Source organism: Nocardioides sp. NBC_00850, assembly GCF_045207335.1.
Classification (GTDB): Bacteria; Actinomycetota; Actinomycetes; order Propionibacteriales; family Nocardioidaceae; genus Nocardioides.
Genome location: NZ_CP108845.1, coordinates 1,355,424 through 1,376,801 on the forward strand (window position 1 = coordinate 1,355,424; position 21,378 = coordinate 1,376,801).

A 21,378-nucleotide genomic window follows, 5' to 3' on the forward strand; every position below is an offset into this window, starting at 1 on the left:
CCAATGACCCTCACCTCCGGCGGCAGCACGACCGGTCCACGTACGCAGATGGGCCGGATCGTGGCCAGCAGCTTCACGGGCAGCTTGATCGAGTACTACGACTTCCTGCTCTACTCCACCGCCTCGGCCGTGGTCTTCAACCAGGTCTTCTTCTCCAACCTCGACCCGGTGACCGGCACGATCGCGTCCTTCGGCACCTTCGCCGCCGGCTACCTGGCGCGCCCGCTCGGCGGCGTGATCTTCGGCCACTTCGGTGACCGGCTCGGCCGGAAGAAGATGCTGGTCCTGACCATGCTGATCATGGGTGTGGTCAGCTTCCTGATCGGCTGCCTGCCGACGTACGGCCAGATCGGTGCGGCCGCGCCGGTTCTCCTCGTCCTGCTCCGGGTCATCCAGGGCGTCGCGATCGGCGGCGAGTGGGGCGGCGCGGTGCTGATCACCGCCGAGCACGCCACCTCCCGGCGCGGGCTGTGGGCCTCGTTCACCAACGCCGGCGCCCCGGCGGGCATGGTCCTCTCGACCGCGGTGATGGCGGTGATGGCCTCGGTCACCACGCCCGAGCAGTTCACCGCGTGGGGCTGGCGCGTGCCTTTCCTGCTGAGCATCGTCCTGCTCGCGGTCGGCCTGTGGATCCGCCTCAGTGTGACCGAGTCGCCCGCCTTCGAGGCGATGAAGGAGAAGAAGGCAGAGGCGCGTACGCCGCTGCTCGACGTCCTCCGCAACCACCCGCGTACGCTCCTGCTGGCCGTCGGCGTCGGGCTCGGTGCCTTCGTCGTGCAGGGGACGCTGACCACCTTCCTGATCAGCTACGCCCTCGGGGCCGGCTTCGAGCGCCCGACGGTGCTCAATGCGCTGACCGTCTCCTCGGCCGGCGCTGTCATCGGCATCATCGGCTGGTCGGCGCTCACCGACCGGGTCGGCCGCCGGCCGGTGGTCCTCACTGCCGCCGTCGCGACCGCGGTCTTCGCGTACCTGCTCTTCCCGATGCTCGACAGCGGCAGTGTCGCGCTGCTGGTGCTCGCGGTCGTCCTGGGGCAGTCGGTCATCCATGCCGCCTTCTATGGCCCGCTCGCCGCGCTGATGAGCGAGGTCTTCAAGACCTCGTCGCGCTACACGGGTGCCTCGCTCGGCTACCAGCTCGCCGGCATGGGCGCGGGTCTCTCACCGCTCCTCTTCGCCTCGCTCCAGAAGGCCGGTGCCAGCACCGTCATGCTCTCCACGGTCATCGCGGCGTTCTGCCTGCTGAGCGTGTTCTCCCTGGTCCGGCTCGGCGAGACCAGCGACCGGGAGCTCGTCGACGCCTGACCCCATGGCACACCGCGCCCGCCGCGTGAACCGCGGCGGGCACGGTGAGTCGACGTGGGTCGCCGAGACGTCATCGGTCTCGAACCGGCCGCCGAGCCGCGAGGTATTCCGCGGGCATGCCCGGGCCGGGTCGCACCACGACCTGATCAGGGGGAATCTGCCCGTGCTGCTCGCACCGGGTCTCGATGTGGACCGGATCGCCGCAGTCGGCGTGCAGGTAGTCGATCGGTCGCCCGTCGAGAGCGAACCAGGTGTCTCCCCACTCCGTGAGCGCGATCAGCGCCGGCCGCAGGCCCTGGGCCATCGCGGTGGGCCGATAGTCACCGGCGTCATCGCGCGTCATCAGGCCGGACTCGACGAGCGTGGCGAGGCGCGTCTTCAGGATGTTCGTGGAGATGCCGAGGTTGTGCTGGAAGTCGCCGTACCGCGTGACGCCGGCGAAGATCGCGTCCCGCAGGATCAGCAGCGTCCAGCGCTCGCCCACGATCTCCAGGGAGCGGGCGATAGAGCAGATCTGGCCGTCGTACGTCTTTCCGAGCACGGGGCGACTCTAGCAAATCACTTGCATGATGAAAGTGCGTGTGTCTACGGTGGTGCTTGCATGATGCAAGTCACATCCGATTCCAAGGGGACAGCCATGAGCGACCTGACCGCATCCTTCACCGTCGACGCCACCCCTCAGGAGGCGTACGAAGCCATCAACGACGTACGTTCCTGGTGGGGGCACCACATCGCCGGGCCCACCGACCAGGTCGGTGCCGAGTGGTTCTATCTGGTGCCCGACATCCACTACTCCAAGCAGCTCGTCAAGGAGCTGGTCCCGGAGGAGCGCGTCGTGTGGGAGTTCACCGACGGCTACCTCGACTTCATCGCGGACAAGAAGGAGTGGATCGGCACGACCGGACGCTTCGACATCGCCCGCGACGGCGGACAGACCCGCGTGACCTTCACCCACGAGGGCCTCGCGCGCGGCGACGAGTGCTTCGACGTCTGCTACGACGCGTGGACCCACTACATCACCGTCAGCCTCAAGGGCCGGATCGAGTCCGGTGAGGGCACGATCCGGACGCAGGACGAGGACAAGGCCGCGGTGGGCCGGTGACGCGACGCTCAGCCGAGTAGGCCCCGGATCTCGTCGATCGTCTGAACGAGCAGCGCGCCGGTGTGCGGCTTCGCGACACCCATGGTCGGCTCCGGCCAGAGGGTGAGAGGGACGCTCTGGCCGTCGGCGGAGGTGATGACGAAACCCTCGACGACCCTCGCGGCGTTGATCCTGACCTCAGCCGCCCCAACGGTCGCGCCCCGACTGGGAAGCGCGAGCAGTCGCGTCGGCTGCCCCGGGCCGCTCTTCCAGACGGAGACCTCGTCCGGGCTCACCACGAGGATCGTCGCCGAGAGCTTCCACATCCCCATCTGCGGCCGGGTGAAGTAGGCATGCGCAGTCGCCCGGAACGCCGCGAGCGCCCGACGCTGCCCGCGGACGGTGAGGGCGCCGTACGCAACGAAGCTCACCGGGACGGCGAGCAGGGCGATCACGATCAGGATCAGGAACAACACGGCGGGTAGTCCACCACATCCGCCGGTGAGGAGTGGTCACTTTGGGCCCGCCGGAGCCGCTCGGGTGGGCCCAAAGCGACCACTCCTCGCGCGGTCGATGGCCCGCCAGTCCTGCTCTCGTGCCTGGTATTACTTGAAACATGCTGAAGACCTGGCCCGGCCGCGGTCGGCTGGCGTTGTACGTCGCCGCGACTGTGCTCGCGATCGTGGAGGCCGCGGTCCTGACCACCGACCCCTACGAGGTCGCGGGCGGGGTCGCTCTGCTGGTCGGGGCCACCCACGCCGCCTCGATTCCGTTGGCGCTCCGGCGTCCGGTGGAGGCAGCCGGTCTCTCCCTGGTCGCGGTCACGGTGGCCGCGCTGGCGGTCGCGCGGGAGAGCCCGGAAGGCTGGCCGTGGATGGTGGCGCCGCCGACGCTGACCCAGCTGCTGGTGCTGCTGGTGCTGACCCTGGTCGCGGGGTGGCGGCTGGCAGCGATCACCCTGGGCATCCAGGTCGCGGCTGGGCTGGTCCTGGCCGTGGTCGGACTGGCCTGGAACCACTTCGTCACCTCCCTCGTCGAGGTGGCCAACTTCGCCTCGCTCGCGCTGCTGCTGGGCGCCCTTGCCACAGTCGCCAGACGGCTGGCCGAGAGCCGCAGCGCCTTGCGCGAGGAGCACGAGCGTCGCTCGGTCGTCGAGGAGAAGGCCCGCATCGCCCGCGAGTTGCACGACGTGATCGCCCACAACATGTCGCTGATCACCGTGCAGGCCAGGTCGGCACCGCACCGGGTCGACGACGTCAGCCCGGCGGCCGAGGCGGAGTTCGCCGAGATCGCCGACCTGGCGGCCTCGGCGCTGCGGCAGATGCGCGGGGTGCTCGACGTGCTGCGTACGGAGGAGGGGCAGTCGGGCCGCGTCCCGGTGCCGGGCATCGACGGACTGGCCGAGCTCTTCGAGTCGGCCCGCGGAACCGGGCAGCGGGTCGAGGTGCGGGGTGAGCTTCCGGAGCTCACCGACGTGGCCCCGGAGGTGGGCACCGCGGCCTACCGGATCGTGCAGGAGGCACTCAGCAACGCCCGCCGCCACGCTCCCAGCGAGCCGGTCGGAGTCGATCTGGCGATGGGGGAGAAGGACCTCGAGATCCGGGTCGCCAACGCTCTCGATGGCGCCACCGCAGCGTCCGACAAAGAAGCGGCCGGCGGGGGTCATGGGCTGATCGGGATGCGGGAGCGAGCCAACGCGGTCGGCGGGAGCGTCACCGCCGGTGCCCGCGACGGGAACGAGTTCGTCGTCGAGGCGCTGCTCCCGATCCAAACCGCGGTGCGCACACCGGCCAAACGCGGTAGGAAGACCCCGTGACGGTGAAGATCGTGGTCGTCGACGACCAGGAGATGGTGCGCTCCGGCTTCGTGGCGCTGCTCAGCACCCAACCGGACCTCGAGGTGGTCGGCACGGCCGCCGACGGTTCCGAGGCGTTGCAGGTGGTGCGGCGTACGCATCCCGACGTGGTGCTGATGGACGTCCGGATGCCGGTGATGGACGGGATCGAGGCGCTCCGGCAGCTCTCCGAGAACCCGGCCACCGCACAGACCAAGGTGGTCATGCTGACCACCTTCGACGCCGACGAGTACGTCCACGAGTCGCTGCGCCTCGGCGCCAGCGGGTTCCTGCTCAAGGACGCCTCGCCCGACGAGCTCGCCTCCGCGATCCGGGTGGTCCATGCCGGCGAGGCGCTGCTCTCGCCGTCGGTGACCCGACAGGTGATCGCCCAGTTCGCCCGTGCGCCCAGGAGGAGGCGCGCCGACCCGCGTCTCAAGCAGCTCACCGAGCGTGAGCGCGAGGTGCTCGAGCACATCGCCCGCGGCAGCTCCAACAGCGAGATCGCCGCCGAGCTCTTCCTCGCCGAGCAGACCGTGAAGACCCACGTCAGCCGCATCCTCGGCAAGCTCGGCCTGCGGGATCGCGCTCAGGCCGTGGTGTTCGCCTACGAGAGCGGCCTGGTCGCGCCGCACGTCTAGGGGACATCCCGCACTACCCCGGTAGGGGGTCGAATGGCTCCCGGGAGTGACGCGCGGCGGGAGACCTGATTCCTACCGTCACGGCCATGACAGTTGTGACGCCGCTCAGATACGGCCTCAACGAGGCCGATGGAACCATCGGACCCAACCTCCTCGCCTGCGACCCTCCCGGGGGAGCACGTGTGGTGGAGGCCTTCGGGGACGTCGTGACCGCCGACCACATCGCGGTCGTGGTGCCCGGCAACGGCCACCACCTCGGCAACTACTTCACCAGCACCGAGGCTCACAGTCCGCGCTCACGGGGGCAGCTGCTGCTGCGTACGATGCAGGCGATCGCACCCGAGAGCCGGTCGGCCGTCGTGGTCTGGCTGGGCTACCACTCGCCGCCGGAGTGGTACAACGCGATCACCAACGGGCCCGCCTACGCCGGTGCACAGGATCTGGCGCACCTCACCCACTACCTGCCGCGCGCCGCCCACCTCACCCTGGTCGGCCACAGCTACGGCTCGACGGTGGCCGGCCTCGCCCTGGCCAGCGCTCGTGCCGAGGACTGCGTCGCCCTGGGCAGCCCGGGGATGGGCGTCGTGCACCGCTCGGAGCTCGGGTCGCGCACCCGGCTCTGGGCCGCGTACGGCGAGACCGACCGGATCCGGCTGGTCCCGCAGGTGCGGGTCGGCCGACTCGGTCTGGGACGCGGCCCCCTTCATCCCGAGCTCGGCGCGACCCGATTCGGGACCGGCGACATCCCCGGCCACTGCGGCTACTACGCCGAGGGCAGCGAGTCGCTGCTCAACATCGCCCGGATCGCTCTGGGCCGCTACGACGAGGTGACCCCGGCCGGCCTCACCACCACCCCGCGCACACCCCGACCCGCACGATCCATCGCAGCCATGGAGGCAGCAGCATGATCACCGACGAACCCGCCATCTGGACCCAGGCACTCCGCAAGAGCTACCCCGGCCGCGGCGCCGCCCTGGACGGCATCGACCTCGCCGTCCCCGCCGGTACCGTCCACGGCCTGCTCGGCCCCAACGGCGCCGGCAAGACCACGACCGTACGCATCCTGGCCACGCTCGCCTCGTTCGACTCGGGCCAGGCCTGGGTCGCCGGCCGCAACGTCGCCCGTGACCGGGCGGGCGTGCGAGCGCGCATCGGCATCGCCGGACAGTACGCCGCCGTGGATGGCATCCTGAGCGGCCGTCAGAACCTGGAGATGTTCGCCCGTCTGCACCGGATGCGGGCCCGGGAGGCACGAGCCCGCGCGGACGAGTTGCTCGAGCGTTTCGACCTCGTCGAGGCCGCAGGCCGCCCGGTGAAGGGTTACTCCGGAGGCATGCGCAGGCGGCTCGACCTCGCGGTCAGCCTCATCCGCAGCCCGCGGGTGCTCTTCCTCGACGAGCCCACCACCGGCCTCGACCCGCGCAGCCGGCTCGAGGTCTGGGACGCGGTCCGCGAGCTGGCCGACTCCGGCACGACCGTGCTGCTGACCACCCAGTACCTGGAGGAGGCCGACCGGTTGTGTTCACGCATCACGATGGTCGACCGCGGTCGTGTCGTCGCCGAGGGGTCGCCCGCCGAGCTGAAGTCCAGCGTCGGCGGCCGTGACCTCGACGAGGCGTTCCTGCTCTTGACCGAGGGGGCCTGAGATGAGCACCCTGACCGACGTCGCCGACACCCACGGATCACGCATCACGTGGGCGGCGGTCGACACCTGGGTCGTGGCCAAGCGCCACCTCCTCCATCTCGTACGCCGCCCCGACGAGCTTCTCGGCACTCTGATGATCCCGGTGATGGCCGTGGCCATGTTCGGCTTCGTCTTCGGCGAGGCCTTCGGAGTCGCGATGGACGTGCCGGGCGCGGAGTACCGCGAGTTCTTGCTCCCCGGCCTCTTCGCGCTCACCATGGCGTTCGGCATCGGCAACACGACGATCTCGGTCGCCGAGGACGTACGCGGCGGGGTGCTGGACCGGATGAGATCCCTCCCCATGTCGCCGGTGGCGGTGCTCGCCGGGCGAGCAATGGCCGACATGATCCTGGCCGTGGTCGAGCTGACCATCCTGCTGGCGCTCGGCACGCTGTTCGGCTGGCAGGCCCATCTCGGGCTCGGCGCGGTGATCGCCGCGCTCGGGCTCCTGGTCCTCCTCAGGCTGGCCTTCTCCTGGGTCGGCATCCTGCTCGGCCTGCTGGTCAGCGGTCCCGAGGCGGCGATGAAGTACTTCGCGCTCGTCTTCCCGCTCGCCATGGTCGCCGACACGATCGTGCCGACCGACCTGATGCCGGGCTGGCTCGCCCTCCCCGCCGAGTGGAACCCGCTCTCCTCCACCGTCATCGCCACCCGCGAGCTCTTCGGCAACATGGCCGCCCCCGCCACCACCTGGGTCGGCGAGCACGCCCTGACCATGGCCGTCCTCTGGCCGGTCGCCATCATCGCGGTCTGCCTCCCGCTGGCCATGGCGCGGTTGCGCCGCCTGGGGCGGTGACCACGATGACCACGCTCCCGAGCCAGGCGCACCGTCAGGTCAACGCCTACACCGAGCTGATGAGTCGGGTCAGGCAGGAGGGTCTCCTGGCGCGGTCGCCGAGGACGTACGTCCGGCGTGCGGCGCTCCTCGGCACTGGCTTCGCGCTCGCGCTGATCGCCCTGCTCGCCCTCGGACAGACCTGGTGGCAGCTGCTGGTCGCGGCGGCCTTCGGGCTCCTGTTCACCCAGACGGCGTTCCTCTCCCATGACGGCGCCCACCGTCAGATCTTCGCCTCGGGCCCGAAGAACGAATGGGCCTCTCGCATCCTCGGCAACCTGGTCGTCGGGCTGAGCTACGGCTGGTGGATGCGCAAGCACACGCGCCATCACGCCAATCCGAACAAGGTCGACGCGGACGAGGACATCCGCCCCTCGGTCCTGCTGTTCACACCCGAGGACGTCGAGCGGCGTACAGGTCTCAAGCGGTGGCTCACCGCCCGCCAGGGATGGCTGTTCTTCCCGCTGCTGACCCTCGAAGGCATCAACCTCCACGTCGGCGCCGTCCGCACCGTGATCGGCGACCGAGACCTCAAGCATCGGCGTACGGAGGCAGCGCTCCTAGCGGTGCGGCTGATCGGCTGGCCGGTGCTGGTCTGCTCGGTTCTTGGTCTCGGGCTCGGCGCGGCGTTCCTGGGCGTGCAGCTGGCGGTCTTCGGCGTCTACATGGGCGCCAGCTTCGCCCCCAACCACAAGGGCATGCCGCTCGTCCCGCGCGACACCAGGATCGACTTCCTCTCCCGCCAGGTCCTCACCTCCCGCAACATCCGCGGCGGGCGCTGGGTTGACTGGCTCATGGGCGGCCTGAACCTGCAGATCGAGCACCACCTCTTCCCCAGCATGCCGAGCAGCAGCCTTCGCCGCGCCCAGCCCCTGGTCCGTGCCTACTGCGCCGAGCAGGGCGTCCCCTACACCGAGGCCGGTCTCCTGGAGTCGTACGCCATCGTCGTACGCCACCTCAACCGCGTCGGCCTCGGCGACCGCGACCCCTTCGCCTGCCCGTTCGTCGTGGTCAACAGGACGGGCTGACCGGGTGGCCGGACATCGCCCATCGTGGGTGAGGGGGCGGTCCCGGCGTCCAACTACCGTGCTGACGGAGTCCAGGGCCGAATCCCGGGGAGAGGAATCGCATGCCTTCCGTTGCCGAGTCACTGCTCTGGATCTCGATCGTCGCCGTCGTGGCTCCCATCGTCGCTGGCTTGATCCCACGCCGCCTGGTCCCGGAGGTCGTCCTTCTCCTCGGACTCGGAATGCTGATCGGGCCGTTCGGGCTCACATTGGCCGTCGAAGGCCCGCCCATCGAGCTGCTGAGCGAGCTCGGCCTGGGCATGCTGTTCCTTCTGGCCGGCTTCGAGATCAAACCTGCGGAGCTTATCGGGCGGGCCGGGCGACGCGCGGGTCTGACCTGGTTGACGTGTCTCGGCCTGGCGTTCGCCCTCACGGCCTTGCTGGCTGCAGCGGGGGTGGTTGATGCAGAAGTGGCCCTGGCCATCGCCCTGACGTCGACCGCCCTGGGAACCCTGCTGCCGATCCTCAAGGACTCTGGCATGACCACAGGACGTGTGGGCGAGTCTGTGCTGCGCCACGGTGCGTACGGTGAGCTCGGGCCCGTCGTGGCCATGGCACTGCTTCTGGGCACCCGCGGCGCGACGACATCGCTCCTGATCCTGCTGCTCTTCGCCGCGGTGGCTCTCCTGCTGACGATCCCGTCGCTTCGGCTGCGCGGTGGCAGCTCGTGGTTGCTCGTCCACATTCGTCATGGGGCGGAGTCGACCAGTCAAACCCCACTGCGGCTGACTCTCCTGCTGCTGGTCACCCTCAGCTTCGTCGCGCACGAACTCGACCTGGACATCGTGCTCGCTGCGTTCGCAGCCGGCTTCATCCTCCGGCTGGCCCTCCCAGACGGCGACGAGAGGTTCGAGGCGCGGCTCGAGGGCATCGCCTTCGGACTGCTCGTGCCCGTGTTCTTCGTGACCTCGGGAATGGCCATCGATCCACGAGCCATCGGGCGCAACCCCGGCGCCTTCGCGGCCGTGCTCGCGCTCATCCTGATCGCCCGCGCCCTTCCCGTGTTCATCGCCAGCCGTTTTCTCGGGCCACCCCAGGACCGCTTCGACACCCGCGACGGCGCGGCGGTGGCGCTCTTCGCCGCCACCGGGCTGCCCATCATCGTCGCGGTGACCTCGGTCTCGGTGTCATCGGGTGAGATGTCGACCGAGAGCGCCTCGGTGCTCGTGGGCGCCGGCGCTACCACCGTGCTCTTGTTGCCCATGCTTGCGACTGTGCTGTTGGGCAGGTCGCGGCCTCGCGATGAGTCCCGGTCCGGAGCGGACACGCCGACTGGCTCTTGACCCGCCCCTGAAGCGCCTACCGTCCAGTCGAGACGGCATGCCCTACGAGGTCGGATCGGCGAGCACCGCCGCCCGGACCCGCCCGTGGTCGGAGTAGTCCGGCTCGACGTCGACGGTGCCGGAGCCGTCCAGCTCGGCCTCCCAGGTGGCGCCGAGGGTCTCGGCCTCGCCCTCGTCGCGCGCTCGCCGGTCGAAGGTGACCCGGGTGACGTACCCGTCGTCGGACCAGATCAGCACCCCGTCGACCTCGGCCTCGAAGCGCTCGCCGTCGGGCAGCACCAGGTCGATCCGGTCGCTGTTGTAGTCGCGCATCCCCGGGAACTCCTCGTTGTCCTCGGGCAGGCTGGAGAGCCGGATCGGCTCGCGCAGGTCGAGCTCGATGGTGTCGGGGTCGCGGGTGAGCTGGGACCACACGACCAGCGTGGCGACGAACAGCACCGGCACCGCGAGCACGCCGACCCCGGACCAGGCCAGCGGCTTGGGGTTCTTCCCCGACAACCGCACCACTCCGGCAGCCACGAGCAGGACCAGCGCGACCGCCACGAAGAACAGCAGGACCGCCCCGACGACGATGATCAGAACCGCCCCACCCGCACCCATGGCCCCAGTATCCCGGCCGCGCGGTGCCTCGCACGGCCGAACGGGCTAGGAGACGGTTGCTACGACGCAGACGGCCAGGGTGGAGAAGTAGACGACGCCGGCGAACAGGGCGTGGAAGCCGACCCGGAGCGGCAGCCTGCGTTTGAAGATCGAGCGGAGCGCGACCTTGTAGGCGTTGACCGTCGAGAGGTGGCTGCCGCCCATCCGCCGCGTACGCCACAGCAGCATGTTGTCGCCGAACCCGTTGCCGATGGTGATGAGCAGGAGGGCGGCCCATGCCCAGAGGACCTGGTCGACCAGGACGTACGTCGTCCAGCAGGCGAGCCCGAGGACGGAGAGGCCGACGTGAGTGAGCACCACCGGTGAACGGACGCGGCCATGCCGGAACCAGCCCGTCAGCAGCAGGACTCCGACCGCTGCCTGGACGAGCCACGCCACGAGGACGACGTACGACATGGTGTGACCGTACGGGCCCTCGTGGCGCGGCGGGCGAGCCGAGCGGGCGATCCCCGATAGAGGGGATCGCCCGCCCGGACCCGGCCTCAGAACGGGGTCAGCGTCACCGCCATCTCGGAGGCGTTGTCCTCGACGTACGAAGCGAAGCCGCCGACGTCGTCGAAGGCGAACCCGTAGGCCTTCCCGTCGACCGTGTTGTCATGCATCGCCTTGCAGTACGCATGGACCGGATCGCCCTGGTAGAAGCCGCCGGGGTCGCTGGTGGGCTGGTCGGCGGAGGCCAGGAGGGTGGTCCGGTTGAAGCCCGCGCCGAGCACGGCCGCGACCGGGCCGGTGATCCCGTCGTTGGGAGCGGCCAGTGCGCCGTCGCAGAAGAGCACGTCCCGGGTCGAGGGCCGGCTGAACGCCTTGACTCCGCCGTCGAAGACGAACTGGTCGCCGCTGACCCGGCCGGTGAAGGTGGCGTTGTTGGCCTTCACGACGAGGTCCTCGGCGGCGTACTTCGACCACACCTGGTCGATGTAGGAGTCGAAGTAGGTGGCGGAGAACCGCCCCGCGTCCAGCCCGTGTCCCGGCGCGATGATGCGCCGGTCGTCGACGACGAGGGAGCCGAAGTCGGGGGAGGCCGAGACGGCGGAGAAGATCTTCGCGCGGCCGCCCTCGACGAGGGTGCCGGTGGTCGGGGACTCCTCGCCGGTCAGCGCGATCGAGAGCGGGACGCTGAACATGTCGACCATGGTGGTGTTGCAGTAGATCCGGCCGCTCTTGTAGGTGAACTCGACGCAGTCGTGCAGGACGCCGTAGCTGGGGTCGGACTCGACCCACGCTGCCGGATAGGCGAGCGCGTTGCCCTCGTTGACCTTGAACTTCAGCTTGTCGCCGAGCGAGAAGTAGATCCGGCCCGACATGTCGGCGGGGATCTGGGAGAGCGTGTCGCCGCTGCCCGAGAACGGGATCGCGTAGTCGGCGTAGCCGTCGGCGCCGTTGTCGGCGAGCGAGACGGGCACGAGCGTGCCCTCGGGCGTGACCCGGGACTGCTCGCCCGTCGCCAGGTTGGTGCCGACGATGTAGAAGTGGATGGAGGCGTTGTCGTACGCGCCGGTCCGGTTGGCGAAGCGGAGCTGGATGGTGGCCTGGGCTCCGATTCGTTGCGGGCGCATCGCTTGTGCGGCCTGCCAGCTGGTCCCGCCGAGGAGCGGCACGGCGAAGGCGGCAGAGGTGGCGGCGAGTACAGATCGTCTGGTCAGCATGGGACCTCCCGAGTGGGGAACTGTAGGAACCCGAATTACAGTAAGGGGCCTTTACAGTAAAAGTCCATACCTTCGCCGGGTGGCGTCGGGACGGCGTCGGTTCGATCACAAATACCGATCGAGTGACCAAAACGGCGGCTCGGGGGCAGCGGATGTTTCGTCAACGTCGCTAGCCTGAATCCTTGTGAAAGTTGTCGTGCTCACCGGAGCCGGGATCTCCGCCGAGAGCGGTCTCGCGACCTTCCGGGATGCCGATGGGCTCTGGCAGGGTCACCACGTCGACAACGTGGCGACACCCGAGGCGTTCCATCGTGATCCCGCGACGGTCCATCGGTTCTACGACGACCGCCGCCGGGAGCTGCGCGCGGTGGTGCCCAACCCGGCCCATATCGCGCTGGCCAGGCTCGAGCAGGTCCTCGGCGACGAGCTGCTGGTGGTCACTCAGAACGTCGATGACCTGCACGAACGCGCCGGCTCCCGCCGGGTGGTGCACATGCACGGCGAGCTGCTCTCGGCCCTCTGCGACTCATGTCAGGGCCGGTTCGCCTGGGACGACGACCTCGCCGACGCCCCCGCCTGCCCGGGCTGCGGCAACGACACGCTGAGGCCCGACGTGGTGTGGTTCGGCGAGATGCCCTACGACCTCGACCTGGTCGAGCGGGCGCTCGCCCAGGCCGATCTCTTCGTCGCGATCGGCACCAGCGGCGCGGTCTACCCGGCCGCCGGTTTCGTACGCATGGCCGCCCGCGCCGGCGCCAAGACCCTCGAGCTCAACCTGGACTCGTCCGAGACCTCGCACCTCTTCGACGACGCCCGTCAGGGTCCGGCCGGCAAGCTGGTGCCCGAGTGGGTTGCGGACGTTCAGGCCCTCGCGCGTTGACCCCTTCGTAATTTCTGTCACGATAGGCCGCGTGTTTCGCCATGCCGTGCTCACGACCGCCCTTATTGTCGCGCTGACCAGCGCTCTCGCCGGCTGTGGTGGCGAGGAGGGATCGCTGTCCCAGGCGCGTGACTACGCGAAGGAGCCCGGCAACCAGATCGCCGAGGACGCCCGCACCGCGATGCACGACATCAAGACCGTGCATGTCGAGGGTGACGTGCTCGACTCGGAGAGCACCAAGATCACCGTCGACCTCGACGTCTCCGCCGACGACGCCTGCGTCGGCAAGGTCAGCATCGGCGACGGCCAGATCTCGCTGCGCTCCATCGACGGCTCGGCCTGGTATCAGGGTGACGAGGAGTTCTGGAAGTCGATCGCGCCGGCCAAGGGCGAGGGCGAGCGCATCGCCAAGAGGGTCGGGAAGAAGTGGGTGAAGCTCGAGGGCGAGCTGGCCAGCCTGCGCGCCTTCTGCAGCATCGACAGCCTCACCGCCCAGATGGTCCCGGCCGAGGCCGAGGCCCAAGCGATCGGTCCGGCGATGGCCGCCGACGGCCCCGCCGTCCGTCTCGACGTCACCCACGGCGAGACCGAGAGCCGGACGTACGTCCTGGCCTCCGAGCCCCACCGGATCGTGAAGTGGACCCAGGGCAGCTCCGGCGAGCTCACCTTCTCCGACTTCGACAAGGAGTTCCAGGTCGAGGAGCCGCCTGCCGACGAGGTCTTCGACCTCGCCGAGCTGGAGAAGTGAGAACAATCCCGCCGCTATTCTCACTTTTCAGGGAAAAGTGAGAATAGCGCGTACGCTCTTCTCATGACCGAGCATGGCGCGGCGTTGATTCCAGCGGCGGAGCGTGTCGTCGTACCGTGGCGCCAGAGCGTCAAAGGCGGCACCATCGATGACCGTCGGTTGGCAGAGGTGACGGTCAGCATCCCCGCGCGCCTCGCCGGCGTCAGCCTGAGCGTCCCGCCCGGAGTGGCCGCCGAGTGCGATGAGGCCGTACGAGCGATCGCGTCGCTGGACGCCACCCATGGCCCTCAACTTCGCCCATTGGCGACGATGCTCCTGCGTGCCGAGTCGATCGCGTCGTCAAAGATCGAGCACGAGATCGCCTCGGTCGAGGACTATGTCCGTGCTCTGCATGGCGCCAAGTCGAACTCATCTGCGCTCTCGATGGTCCGTGCCACCGGGGCTCTGGACCGGCTCGTCTCCGGCCCGCTCGATCTCGAGACGCTACTGGACGCGCATCGACGACTCATGCGTGACGACCCCATCGACGGGCCGTACGCCGGGCGTTGGCGTGACATGCAGAACTGGATCGGAGGCAGTAACCACTCGCCCCGGGGCGCGATCTACGTGCCTCCGCCACCGGACCGTGTCCCCGACCTGATGGATGATCTGGTCGACTTCGCGACCCGCGACGACATCGCGGTGATTCCGCAGGCCGCGATCGCGCACGCGCAGATGGAGGCGATTCATCCATTCACCGACGGCAACGGCCGCATCGGTCGGGCGCTTGCCGCGGCAGTCGTGCGTCGTCGCGGCATTTCGCGTGTGGTGACGGTTCCGGTTGCTTCCGCACTGGCGGCTCGTCGTGGCGCCTACTTCCAGGCGCTGAACGACTTCCATGCGGGCGACACCGTGCCCATCATCAGCCTCATCGCGACCGCATCGACGGTCGCCGCTGAGGAGTCGAAGGTGACGGCTTCCCGGCTGGCTGAGTTGCCGGACGACTGGCGTGAGCGGGTGAAGCCGAGCAGGGCCAGTGCGGCCGAGTCGCTGTTGGACAAGTTGGCGGCGGAGCCGGTGGTCACAACCGAGGACGTCGAGGACGATCTGGGCCTCTCCGTTGCGACGACACATCGGGTCATCGACCGGCTCCGTGGTGCAGGAATCATCCGCCCGCTCACCAACCGCACCCGCAACCAGGTGTGGGGCGCTGGCGACATCCTCGATGAGCTCGCCGACCTGGACGTACGCATCGCGGCCCGCGCGCGGGAGGAATGACTCCCTGGGAATGACTCCCCAGGAATGAATGGGCAGTCGTGAGGCTTGCTAACGAATGTGTCCACTTCGATCAGGCCCACCCGTAGCTCGGTAGGACTTCGTAGCGAACGCGGGCCGATCCTGCTCGCCGTGATGGTGTCGCTCAGCCTGGTGGCGATCGACATGACGATCCTGGCGACGGCGGTGCCGAGCGTGGTGAAGGACCTCGGCGGCTTCGAGCAGTTCCCGTGGCTCTTCTCGATCTACGTGCTGGCCACCGCGGTGACGACGCCGCTGTACGCCAAGGTCGCCGACCGGCTCGGGCGCAAGCCGGTGATGATCGCCGGGATCGTGGCGTTCCTGCTCGGGTCGCTGCTGTGCGGGCTGGCGTGGTCGCTGACCGCGCTGATCGTGTTCCGGGCGATCCAGGGGATCGGCGCCGGGGCGATCCAGCCGATGGCGATGACGATCGTCTCCGACATCTACACTCTGGAGGAGCGCGCGGTCGCGACGTCGTACGTCGCCTCGGTCTGGGCCACCGCCGCCATCGTCGGGCCGACGCTCGGCGGCCTCTTCGCCGACTACCTCGACTGGCGGCTGATCTTCCTGATCAACCTGCCGGTCGGTGCGGTCGCGCTGTGGCTGCTGCGGCACTTCCGCGAGGACCGTCGGGCTGTCGCCGACGATCGGGCCATCGACTGGACGGGTGCGGGACTGTTGACGGTCGGCGGGATCGCGCTGCTGCTCGGCCTGCTCGAGGGCGGGCACGCCTGGGCGTGGGCCTCCTGGCCGTCCTACCTGATCTTTGCGGTCGGCATCGCAGCCCTCGTGGCCTTCGGGTTCGTCGAGCGCCGCGCCGCCGACCCGGTGCTGCCGCCGTGGGTCCTCAGTCATCGCGTCCTCGCCCCGGCCAACGCCGCCAGCCTGATCGTCGGCGTGGTGATGCTCGGGCTGACGACGTACGTCCCGCTCTATGCCCAGAGCGTGCTCGGTCACTCGGCGCTGGTGGCCGGGTTCGCGCTCGCCGGGATGAGCATCGGCTGGCCGATCGCCGCGGCTACGGCTGGCCGGATCTACCTCTCGAAGGGGTTCCGGACCGCGGTCGCCCTCGGTGCGCTGCTGGTCATCGTCGGCGGGCTGGTGCTGGTCACGGTCGGCGAGAGCTCGTCGATCTGGCACCTGGCGATCCCGTGCTTCGTGCTCGGCCTCGGCTTCGGCTGGTCGGTCAACCCGGGCGTCGTCGCCGCCGGGTCGGCGGTCGACTGGGAGGTGCGCGGGGTGGCGACCGGGTCCAACATGTTCGCCCGCTCGGTCGGCTCGGCGCTGGGCGTCGCGCTCTTCGGGGCGGTCGCGAACGGCCTGGTCAGGCGTGAGTACGCCGGGGGAGAGGTGCCCCCGCTCGAAGCCCTGCCTGCCGATGTCCTCGCGCCGGCGCTGCACGTCGTCTTCGTCGTCGGCCTGGTCGTCTCGGTTCCGCTGCTGGTGGTGGCCTGGCGTACGCCGGTCCGGATCACCAGGTGACTCTGCCCATTTTGAAACGGTGGTTACCACTGAGTAACCACTGCGCGTAGACTCCGATGCATGCTGAAGCGCGACCACTATGAGGAAGACCACGAGGACTTCCGAGCCTCCGTCCAGCAGTGGCTGGAGCGTTCGGTCAAGCCCCACACCGACAAGCACATCGCCGACAAGGCGCTGCCCCGCGAGTTCTGGCTCGAAGCCGGTGAGAACGGCTTCCTCGGTCTCGCCATCCCGGAGGAGTACGGCGGCGCCGGCGCCGACGACTTCCGCTTCAACGCGGTCCTCGCCGAGGAGCTCGCCAAGATCGGCGCGGCCTACCCGACCTGCGTCGGCATCCACTCCGACATCACCGCTCCCTACCTGGTCCGTCTCGGCACCGAGGAGCAGAAGCAGCGCTGGCTCCCGGGTGTGGCCTCCGGTGAGATCCTGCTCGCCATCGGCATGACCGAGCCGTCCGGCGGCTCCGACCTGGCCGCGCTGAAGACCACCGCGGTCCGCGACGGCGACGAGTGGGTCATCAACGGCTCCAAGACCTTCATCACCAACGGCTACTCCTGCGACCTGGTCATCACCGCGGTCCGCACCGACCCGGAGAAGGGCGCCAAGGGCATCACCCTCTTCGCGATCGAGGCGACCAAGGAGGGCTTCTCGCGTGGCCGCAAGCTCGACAAGGTCGGCATGGAGGAGTCCGACACCGCCGAGCTCTTCTTCGAGAACGTACGCGTCACCGACGCCGAGGTCATCGGCGAGCTCAACCGCGGCTTCATCCACATGATGGAGGAGCTCCCGCAGGAGCGTGTCTCGTGCGCCGTCGCCAACGTCGCGCAGGCCAAGCAGATCCTGCTCGAGACCGTGCAGTACGCCAAGGACCGCAAGGCCTTCGGCCAGTCCATCGGTGCCTTCCAGCACAACAAGTTCCTGCTCGCCGAGCTGGTCACCCAGATCGAGGTCGCCGAGGCGTACGTCGACAAGTGCGTCGCCGCGCACGCCCGCGGTGAGCTCACCCCGGTCGAGGCGTCCAAGGCCAAGTGGTGGTCCTCGCAGGCGCAGTCCGAGGTCCTCGACCACTGCGTTCAGATCCACGGCGGCTACGGCTTCATGAACGAGTACCGCGTCGCTCGCGCCTGGCGCGACGCCCGCGTCACGAAGATCTGGGCCGGTTCCAACGAGATCATGAAGGAGCTCATCGGCCGCGAGCTCGGCTTCTGAGTTCTCTACTCGCACGTTCCTGACGGGCGTCCACCTCCGGGTGGGCGCCCGTCGGCGTATTTCCCGGTGTTTCGGCGACGCTACGACCGTTCGAAATCTTCGGGTTGTCTATTGTCAACAATCAGCGGGCTCCGTCACGATGATCGAGTGGCGGGAACGGTGTTGGTGTGGTGAGCGTCTTCGGCCCCGAGGAGTACGCTGAGCGGCTGGGCAAGGTCCAGCAGCGGATGGCGGAGCGGGGCTGGGTGGCGCTGGTGGTCGCGGACCCGGCGAACCTCTATTACCTGACCGGCTACAACGCCTGGTCGTTCTATGTTCCGCAGTGTGCGGTGGTGCCGGCCGAGGGAGAGCCGCACCTGTTCCTGCGGGCGATGGACGCGCACGGCGCCACGCACACGGCGGTGCTGCCGGAGGAGCGGATCCACGCCTATCCGGAGGAGCTCGTCCACCGGCCCGACGTCCATCCCTACGACCACATCGCCGCGCAGGCACGGGAGCTAAATCTATTTGTCGACAGTCCCGATGCGATCGTCGCGATGGAGCTCGACGCCCACTATCTGCCGGTGCGCGGGTTCCTGGCAGTGCAGCGGGCCATCCCGCGTACGCGGATCGTCGACAGCGGCGAGCTGGTCAACTGGGTACGCCTGGTGAAGTCGGCCGCCGAGCAGGGCGAGATGCGGGCCGCGGGCGAGGTCGCCCAGCGAGCGATGACCGCAGCGCTGGACGGGGTGCGGTCGGGGCGGCGCGAGTGCGACGTCGTCGCCGACATCCAGGCGGCGCAGACGGTCAGCGTCGGCGGAGCCGGCGGTGACTACCCGGCGCTGGTGCCGCTGCTGCCTACCGGCGTCAGCGCCGACACACCCCACCTGACCTGGACAGACAGGGTCCTGCGGCGGGGTGAGGCGACCACGATCGAGCTCGCCGGCGTACGCAACCGCTACCACGCCCCGCTCGCCCGGACCGTCTGCCTCGGGCCGCCGTCGGCCAAGCTCCTCGACTGCGCCACCGCGACCGCCGAGGGCATGGAGGCCGCGCTCGGCTCGATGAAGCCGGGGGCGGCCGGTGCCGACGTACATGCCGCCTTCATCCGGGTGCTCGCCGCCCACGGGCTCACCAAGGACTCCCGGATCGGCTACTCGATCGGCATCGGCTTCCCACCCGACTGGGGCGAGCGCACGGTCAGCCTCCGGGCCGGTGAGGAGACGGTTCTCGAGCCCGGGATGGCCTTCCATGTGATCCTCGGGATGTGGATGGACGGCTGGGCCTATGAGCTCTCCGAGTCGGTCCTGGTCACCGAGCACCTGCCCGAGCCGCTGACCTCGATGCCGCGTCAGCTGATCGTCAACGAGTAGTCCACCAAGGAGGAGATGTCGAATGTCGACAATCCGCACGGACGTCCGGCTGCCCCTGGCAGCACGCACCGAGCACCTCGTGGGTTCGGTGATCGACTCCAGTACGTCGCTGCTGGCCGAGCAGACCCACGACATCGTCCGCCTCGCCATGGGCAGCCCGGCCCAGGACGCGATCCCGGCCGCCGCGCTCGCCGCGGTGCCGCTGGAGTCGCACGCCTTCGACTACGCCGCCACCGAGGGCGATCCGGCGCTGCGTGAGGCGCTGCTGGCCCAGCTGGCCGGCACCAGCGACGAGACCACCTCCGACCGGCTCACGATCACCTCCGGTGGGATGCAGGGCCTCGACCTCGTCCACAAGCTCTTCACCGACCCCGGCGACCTGGTCGTCGTCGAGGCGCCGACCTACACCAACGGCAGCGCGACCGCCCTCTCCTACTCGGCCGACCTCCTCGAGATCCCGGTCGACGAGGAGGGCCTCGACGTCGAGCGGCTGGAAGCAGAGGTACGCCGCACCGGCCGCCGTCCGAAGTCGATCTACGCCATCCCGACCTTCCAGAACCCGTCGGGGGCGACGCTGTCGCTGGAGCGCCGGATCCGGCTCATCGAGCTCGCCCGCGAGTGGGGATCGATCCTGATCGACGACGACCCCTACGGGCTGCTGCGGTTCGCCGGTGACCCGCTGCCGACGCTGCACGAGCTGGCCGACGGAGACCCGCTGATCTTCTCGGTGCGCACCTTCTCCAAGACCGTCGCGCCGGGGCTGCGGGTCGGCTGGGTCGATGCCGACCCGTCACTGCGGCAGCTGCTGATCAACGCCAAGCAGGCGATGGACACCTGCACCAACCTGCCGGCGCAGCGTCAGCTCGCCGGCTTCCTCGACTCCGGCGGGTTTGACGCCCATGTCGCCGATCAGAGGATTGTCTACAAGGAGCGGAAGGAGGCGATGCGCGCGGCGCTGACCGAGCACTTCGAGGGTCGTGCGACGTGGACCGATCCCGACGGCGGCTTCTTCCTCTGGGTCACGTTCGACCCGCCGGTCGACACCACCGCACTGTTCGAGGTCGCCCTCGCCGAGGGCGTCGCCCTGATCCCGGGCAACGCGTTCTCGCCCGGCGGGCTCTTCCCGCACGCGATGCGCCTCTGCTTCGCCTCCACCCCACCCGAGCGGATCGCCGAGGGCATCGCCCGGCTCCGGCGAGCGGTCGACCGTCTCGTCCAGGAGGGCCGGTGACCTCAGTCGATGCCGACGAGGTCGTCGCGCTCGCCCAGCGGCTGGTACGCGCCCGTGGTCAGAATCCACCGGGGGAGGAGGCGGCGACCGTCTCGGTGCTCGCCGAGGAGTGTCGTCGGCGTGGGTTCGAGGTCACCCTCGACGAGGTCGAACCCGGCCGCGCGAACCTGATCGCGCGGGTCGGTGGCGGTCCCGGGCCCGGTCTCCTGATCGTGACCCACTCCGACGTGGTGCCGCCCGGCGACGGCTGGAGCGCCGACCCGTTCTCCGGTGACGTACGCGACGGCCGGCTGCACGGGCGTGGCAGCGCGGACACCAAGGGCGGCCTGGCGGCAGCGATCGTCGCATTGTCCACAGTCGACAACACCCTCGATCAGCCCCCGATCACGCTCGCCGTCCTCGTCGACGAGGAGGAGCTCGGCCTCGGCATCCGCCGCTTCGTCCGCGGACTCTCGGCGGACGACCACACGGCTTGCCTGGTGATCGAGCCGACCAGCCTGCAGCCGGTGATCGCAGCCCGCGGTGACGCCTACCTGGAGATCACCCTCACCGGCAGGGCCGCCCACTCGGGCAACCCGTCCGACGGCCGCAACGCGATCCACGGCATGGCCCAGGTGATCGCCGAGATCGAGCGCTGGCACGACGAGCTGGCCGCGAGCCCGCACCCGCTGTGCGGCCCGCCGACCTGGAGCGTCGGCACCGTCGAAGGCGGCCAGGCGACCTCGACGGTCGCCGCACACTGCCGGATCACCGCGGACCGCCGACTGCTCCCGGGCGAGTCCGCGAGTGACGTACGGAAGGACGTCGAGAGCAGGCTGGACGCTCTCGACCTCGCCGGCCGCGGCCTCGTCGTCGACGTCCGGATGACCATGGACATGCCCGGCTTCGAGACCCCGGTCGACGATCCGATTGTCGACGACGTCGCCGCCGCGCTGGCCACAGCCGATGCACCCTCAGCCGTCCCGACCGGCTGGACCGCCGCCTGCGACGGCGGCTTCGTCGCGAGCACGGGCATCCCGGTCGTCGTGCTCGGCCCCGGCTCCGTCGCCGAGCAGGCCCACCGACCCGACGAGAGCGTCGCGGTCACGGAGCTGGTGACCGCCGCCCGCACCTACGCTTCTCTCTTCCGGCGCGTCGGCCACCCGAGCCCGGCATGATGACAGCC

General features: G+C 69.4%; 22 protein-coding genes. 17 read left to right on the forward strand and 5 right to left on the reverse strand.

Translation table 11 applies throughout. The features are described from left to right. Window positions 1-3: 3 nt before the first annotated feature. Window positions 4-1,305 carry an MFS transporter gene (locus OH802_RS06635; RefSeq protein ID WP_406026286.1) on the forward strand — a complete coding sequence of 434 codons (1,302 nt, stop codon included), beginning with the start codon at window positions 4-6 and terminating at the stop codon, window positions 1,303-1,305. Window positions 1,306-1,375: 70 nt separating this feature from the next. On the opposite strand, the gene OH802_RS06640 is transcribed toward OH802_RS06635, so the two are convergent. Further along, complete coding sequence (locus tag OH802_RS06640; protein ID WP_406026288.1) at window positions 1,376-1,846, reverse strand: winged helix-turn-helix transcriptional regulator; 471 nt, start codon at window positions 1,844-1,846, stop codon at window positions 1,376-1,378. Between the two features lie 96 nt (window positions 1,847-1,942). Between OH802_RS06640 and OH802_RS06645 the strand changes: the two genes are divergently transcribed. Beyond that, complete coding sequence (locus OH802_RS06645) at window positions 1,943-2,407, forward strand: SRPBCC domain-containing protein (RefSeq protein WP_406026290.1); 465 nt, start codon at window positions 1,943-1,945, stop codon at window positions 2,405-2,407. 8 nt (window positions 2,408-2,415) lie between these two features. Here the strand turns inward: OH802_RS06645 and OH802_RS06650 are convergent, their stop codons facing one another. Further along, window positions 2,416-2,862, reverse strand: coding sequence for a hypothetical protein (locus OH802_RS06650; protein ID WP_406026292.1), 447 nt, complete (start codon window positions 2,860-2,862; stop codon window positions 2,416-2,418). A 140-nt stretch (window positions 2,863-3,002) separates the two neighbouring features. Here OH802_RS06650 and OH802_RS06655 point away from each other — a divergent pair, with 140 nt between their 5' ends. The 7 genes from OH802_RS06655 (at window position 3,003) to OH802_RS06685 (ending at window position 9,730) form a co-directional block, all read left to right on the forward strand. After that, window positions 3,003-4,202: a sensor histidine kinase gene (locus OH802_RS06655; protein ID WP_406026294.1), complete on the forward strand. Its 1,200-nt coding sequence runs from the start codon at window positions 3,003-3,005 to the stop codon at window positions 4,200-4,202. Continuing rightward, on the forward strand, window positions 4,199-4,861 hold the full coding sequence (locus OH802_RS06660; protein WP_406026297.1) for a response regulator: 663 nt from the start codon (window positions 4,199-4,201) through the stop codon (window positions 4,859-4,861). The genes OH802_RS06655 and OH802_RS06660 overlap by 4 nt, the downstream gene beginning before the upstream one ends. An 86-nt stretch (window positions 4,862-4,947) precedes the next feature. Continuing rightward, complete coding sequence (locus OH802_RS06665; protein ID WP_406026299.1) at window positions 4,948-5,769, forward strand: alpha/beta hydrolase; 822 nt, start codon at window positions 4,948-4,950, stop codon at window positions 5,767-5,769. Continuing rightward, complete coding sequence (locus OH802_RS06670) at window positions 5,766-6,506, forward strand: ATP-binding cassette domain-containing protein (protein WP_355017586.1); 741 nt, start codon at window positions 5,766-5,768, stop codon at window positions 6,504-6,506. Before OH802_RS06665 ends, OH802_RS06670 begins: the two co-directional genes overlap by 4 nt. A 1-nt stretch (window position 6,507) precedes the next feature. Then, the gene (locus OH802_RS06675) at window positions 6,508-7,341 is read left to right on the forward strand and encodes an ABC transporter permease (RefSeq protein WP_406026301.1); all 834 of its coding nucleotides are present in this window, start codon (window positions 6,508-6,510) and stop codon (window positions 7,339-7,341) included. Window positions 7,342-7,346: 5 nt separating this feature from the next. Further along, the gene (locus OH802_RS06680; protein ID WP_406026303.1) at window positions 7,347-8,408 is read left to right on the forward strand and encodes a fatty acid desaturase family protein; all 1,062 of its coding nucleotides are present in this window, start codon (window positions 7,347-7,349) and stop codon (window positions 8,406-8,408) included. A 149-nt stretch (window positions 8,409-8,557) separates the two neighbouring features. After that, window positions 8,558-9,730, forward strand: a complete 1,173-nt coding sequence (locus OH802_RS06685; RefSeq protein ID WP_406026306.1) for a cation:proton antiporter — start codon at window positions 8,558-8,560, stop codon at window positions 9,728-9,730. A gap of 42 nt (window positions 9,731-9,772) precedes the next feature. Here OH802_RS06685 and OH802_RS06690 read toward each other — a convergent pair whose 3' ends face one another. The 3 genes from OH802_RS06690 to OH802_RS06700 all read right to left on the reverse strand — a co-directional run bounded on the left by OH802_RS06690 (window position 9,773) and on the right by OH802_RS06700 (window position 12,036). Beyond that, window positions 9,773-10,330 carry a hypothetical protein gene (locus OH802_RS06690; protein WP_406026308.1) on the reverse strand — a complete coding sequence of 186 codons (558 nt, stop codon included), beginning with the start codon at window positions 10,328-10,330 and terminating at the stop codon, window positions 9,773-9,775. Window positions 10,331-10,375: 45 nt separating this feature from the next. Next, entirely contained in the window at window positions 10,376-10,786 is a 411-nt protein-coding gene (locus tag OH802_RS06695) for a hypothetical protein (protein WP_406026310.1), read from the reverse strand. Between the two features lie 86 nt (window positions 10,787-10,872). After that, a complete protein-coding gene (locus OH802_RS06700; RefSeq protein ID WP_406026312.1) occupies window positions 10,873-12,036 on the reverse strand; it encodes a beta-1,3-glucanase family protein in 1,164 nt (387 codons plus the stop codon). A 184-nt stretch (window positions 12,037-12,220) separates the two neighbouring features. On the opposite strand from OH802_RS06700, the gene OH802_RS06705 reads away from it, so the two are divergent. From OH802_RS06705 to OH802_RS06740, 8 genes are all read left to right on the forward strand, one after another. After that, a complete protein-coding gene (locus tag OH802_RS06705) occupies window positions 12,221-12,916 on the forward strand; it encodes an NAD-dependent deacylase (protein ID WP_406026314.1) in 696 nt (231 codons plus the stop codon). 31 nt (window positions 12,917-12,947) lie between these two features. Next, window positions 12,948-13,664, forward strand: coding sequence for a hypothetical protein (locus OH802_RS06710; RefSeq protein ID WP_406026316.1), 717 nt, complete (start codon window positions 12,948-12,950; stop codon window positions 13,662-13,664). A gap of 63 nt (window positions 13,665-13,727) precedes the next feature. Next, window positions 13,728-14,921: a Fic family protein gene (locus OH802_RS06715; RefSeq protein ID WP_406026318.1), complete on the forward strand. Its 1,194-nt coding sequence runs from the start codon at window positions 13,728-13,730 to the stop codon at window positions 14,919-14,921. Window positions 14,922-15,053: 132 nt separating this feature from the next. After that, on the forward strand, window positions 15,054-16,421 hold the full coding sequence (locus OH802_RS06720) for an MDR family MFS transporter (protein WP_406029242.1): 1,368 nt from the start codon (window positions 15,054-15,056) through the stop codon (window positions 16,419-16,421). Between the two features lie 60 nt (window positions 16,422-16,481). Beyond that, window positions 16,482-17,630: an acyl-CoA dehydrogenase family protein gene (locus tag OH802_RS06725; RefSeq protein ID WP_406026319.1), complete on the forward strand. Its 1,149-nt coding sequence runs from the start codon at window positions 16,482-16,484 to the stop codon at window positions 17,628-17,630. 170 nt (window positions 17,631-17,800) lie between these two features. Continuing rightward, complete coding sequence (locus OH802_RS06730; RefSeq protein ID WP_406026321.1) at window positions 17,801-18,982, forward strand: M24 family metallopeptidase; 1,182 nt, start codon at window positions 17,801-17,803, stop codon at window positions 18,980-18,982. 22 nt (window positions 18,983-19,004) lie between these two features. Further along, entirely contained in the window at window positions 19,005-20,213 is a 1,209-nt protein-coding gene (locus OH802_RS06735; RefSeq protein ID WP_406026323.1) for a PLP-dependent aminotransferase family protein, read from the forward strand. Next, a complete protein-coding gene (locus OH802_RS06740; RefSeq protein WP_406026325.1) occupies window positions 20,210-21,370 on the forward strand; it encodes a M20 family metallopeptidase in 1,161 nt (386 codons plus the stop codon). Before OH802_RS06735 ends, OH802_RS06740 begins: the two co-directional genes overlap by 4 nt. Window positions 21,371-21,378: the final 8 nt, after the last annotated feature.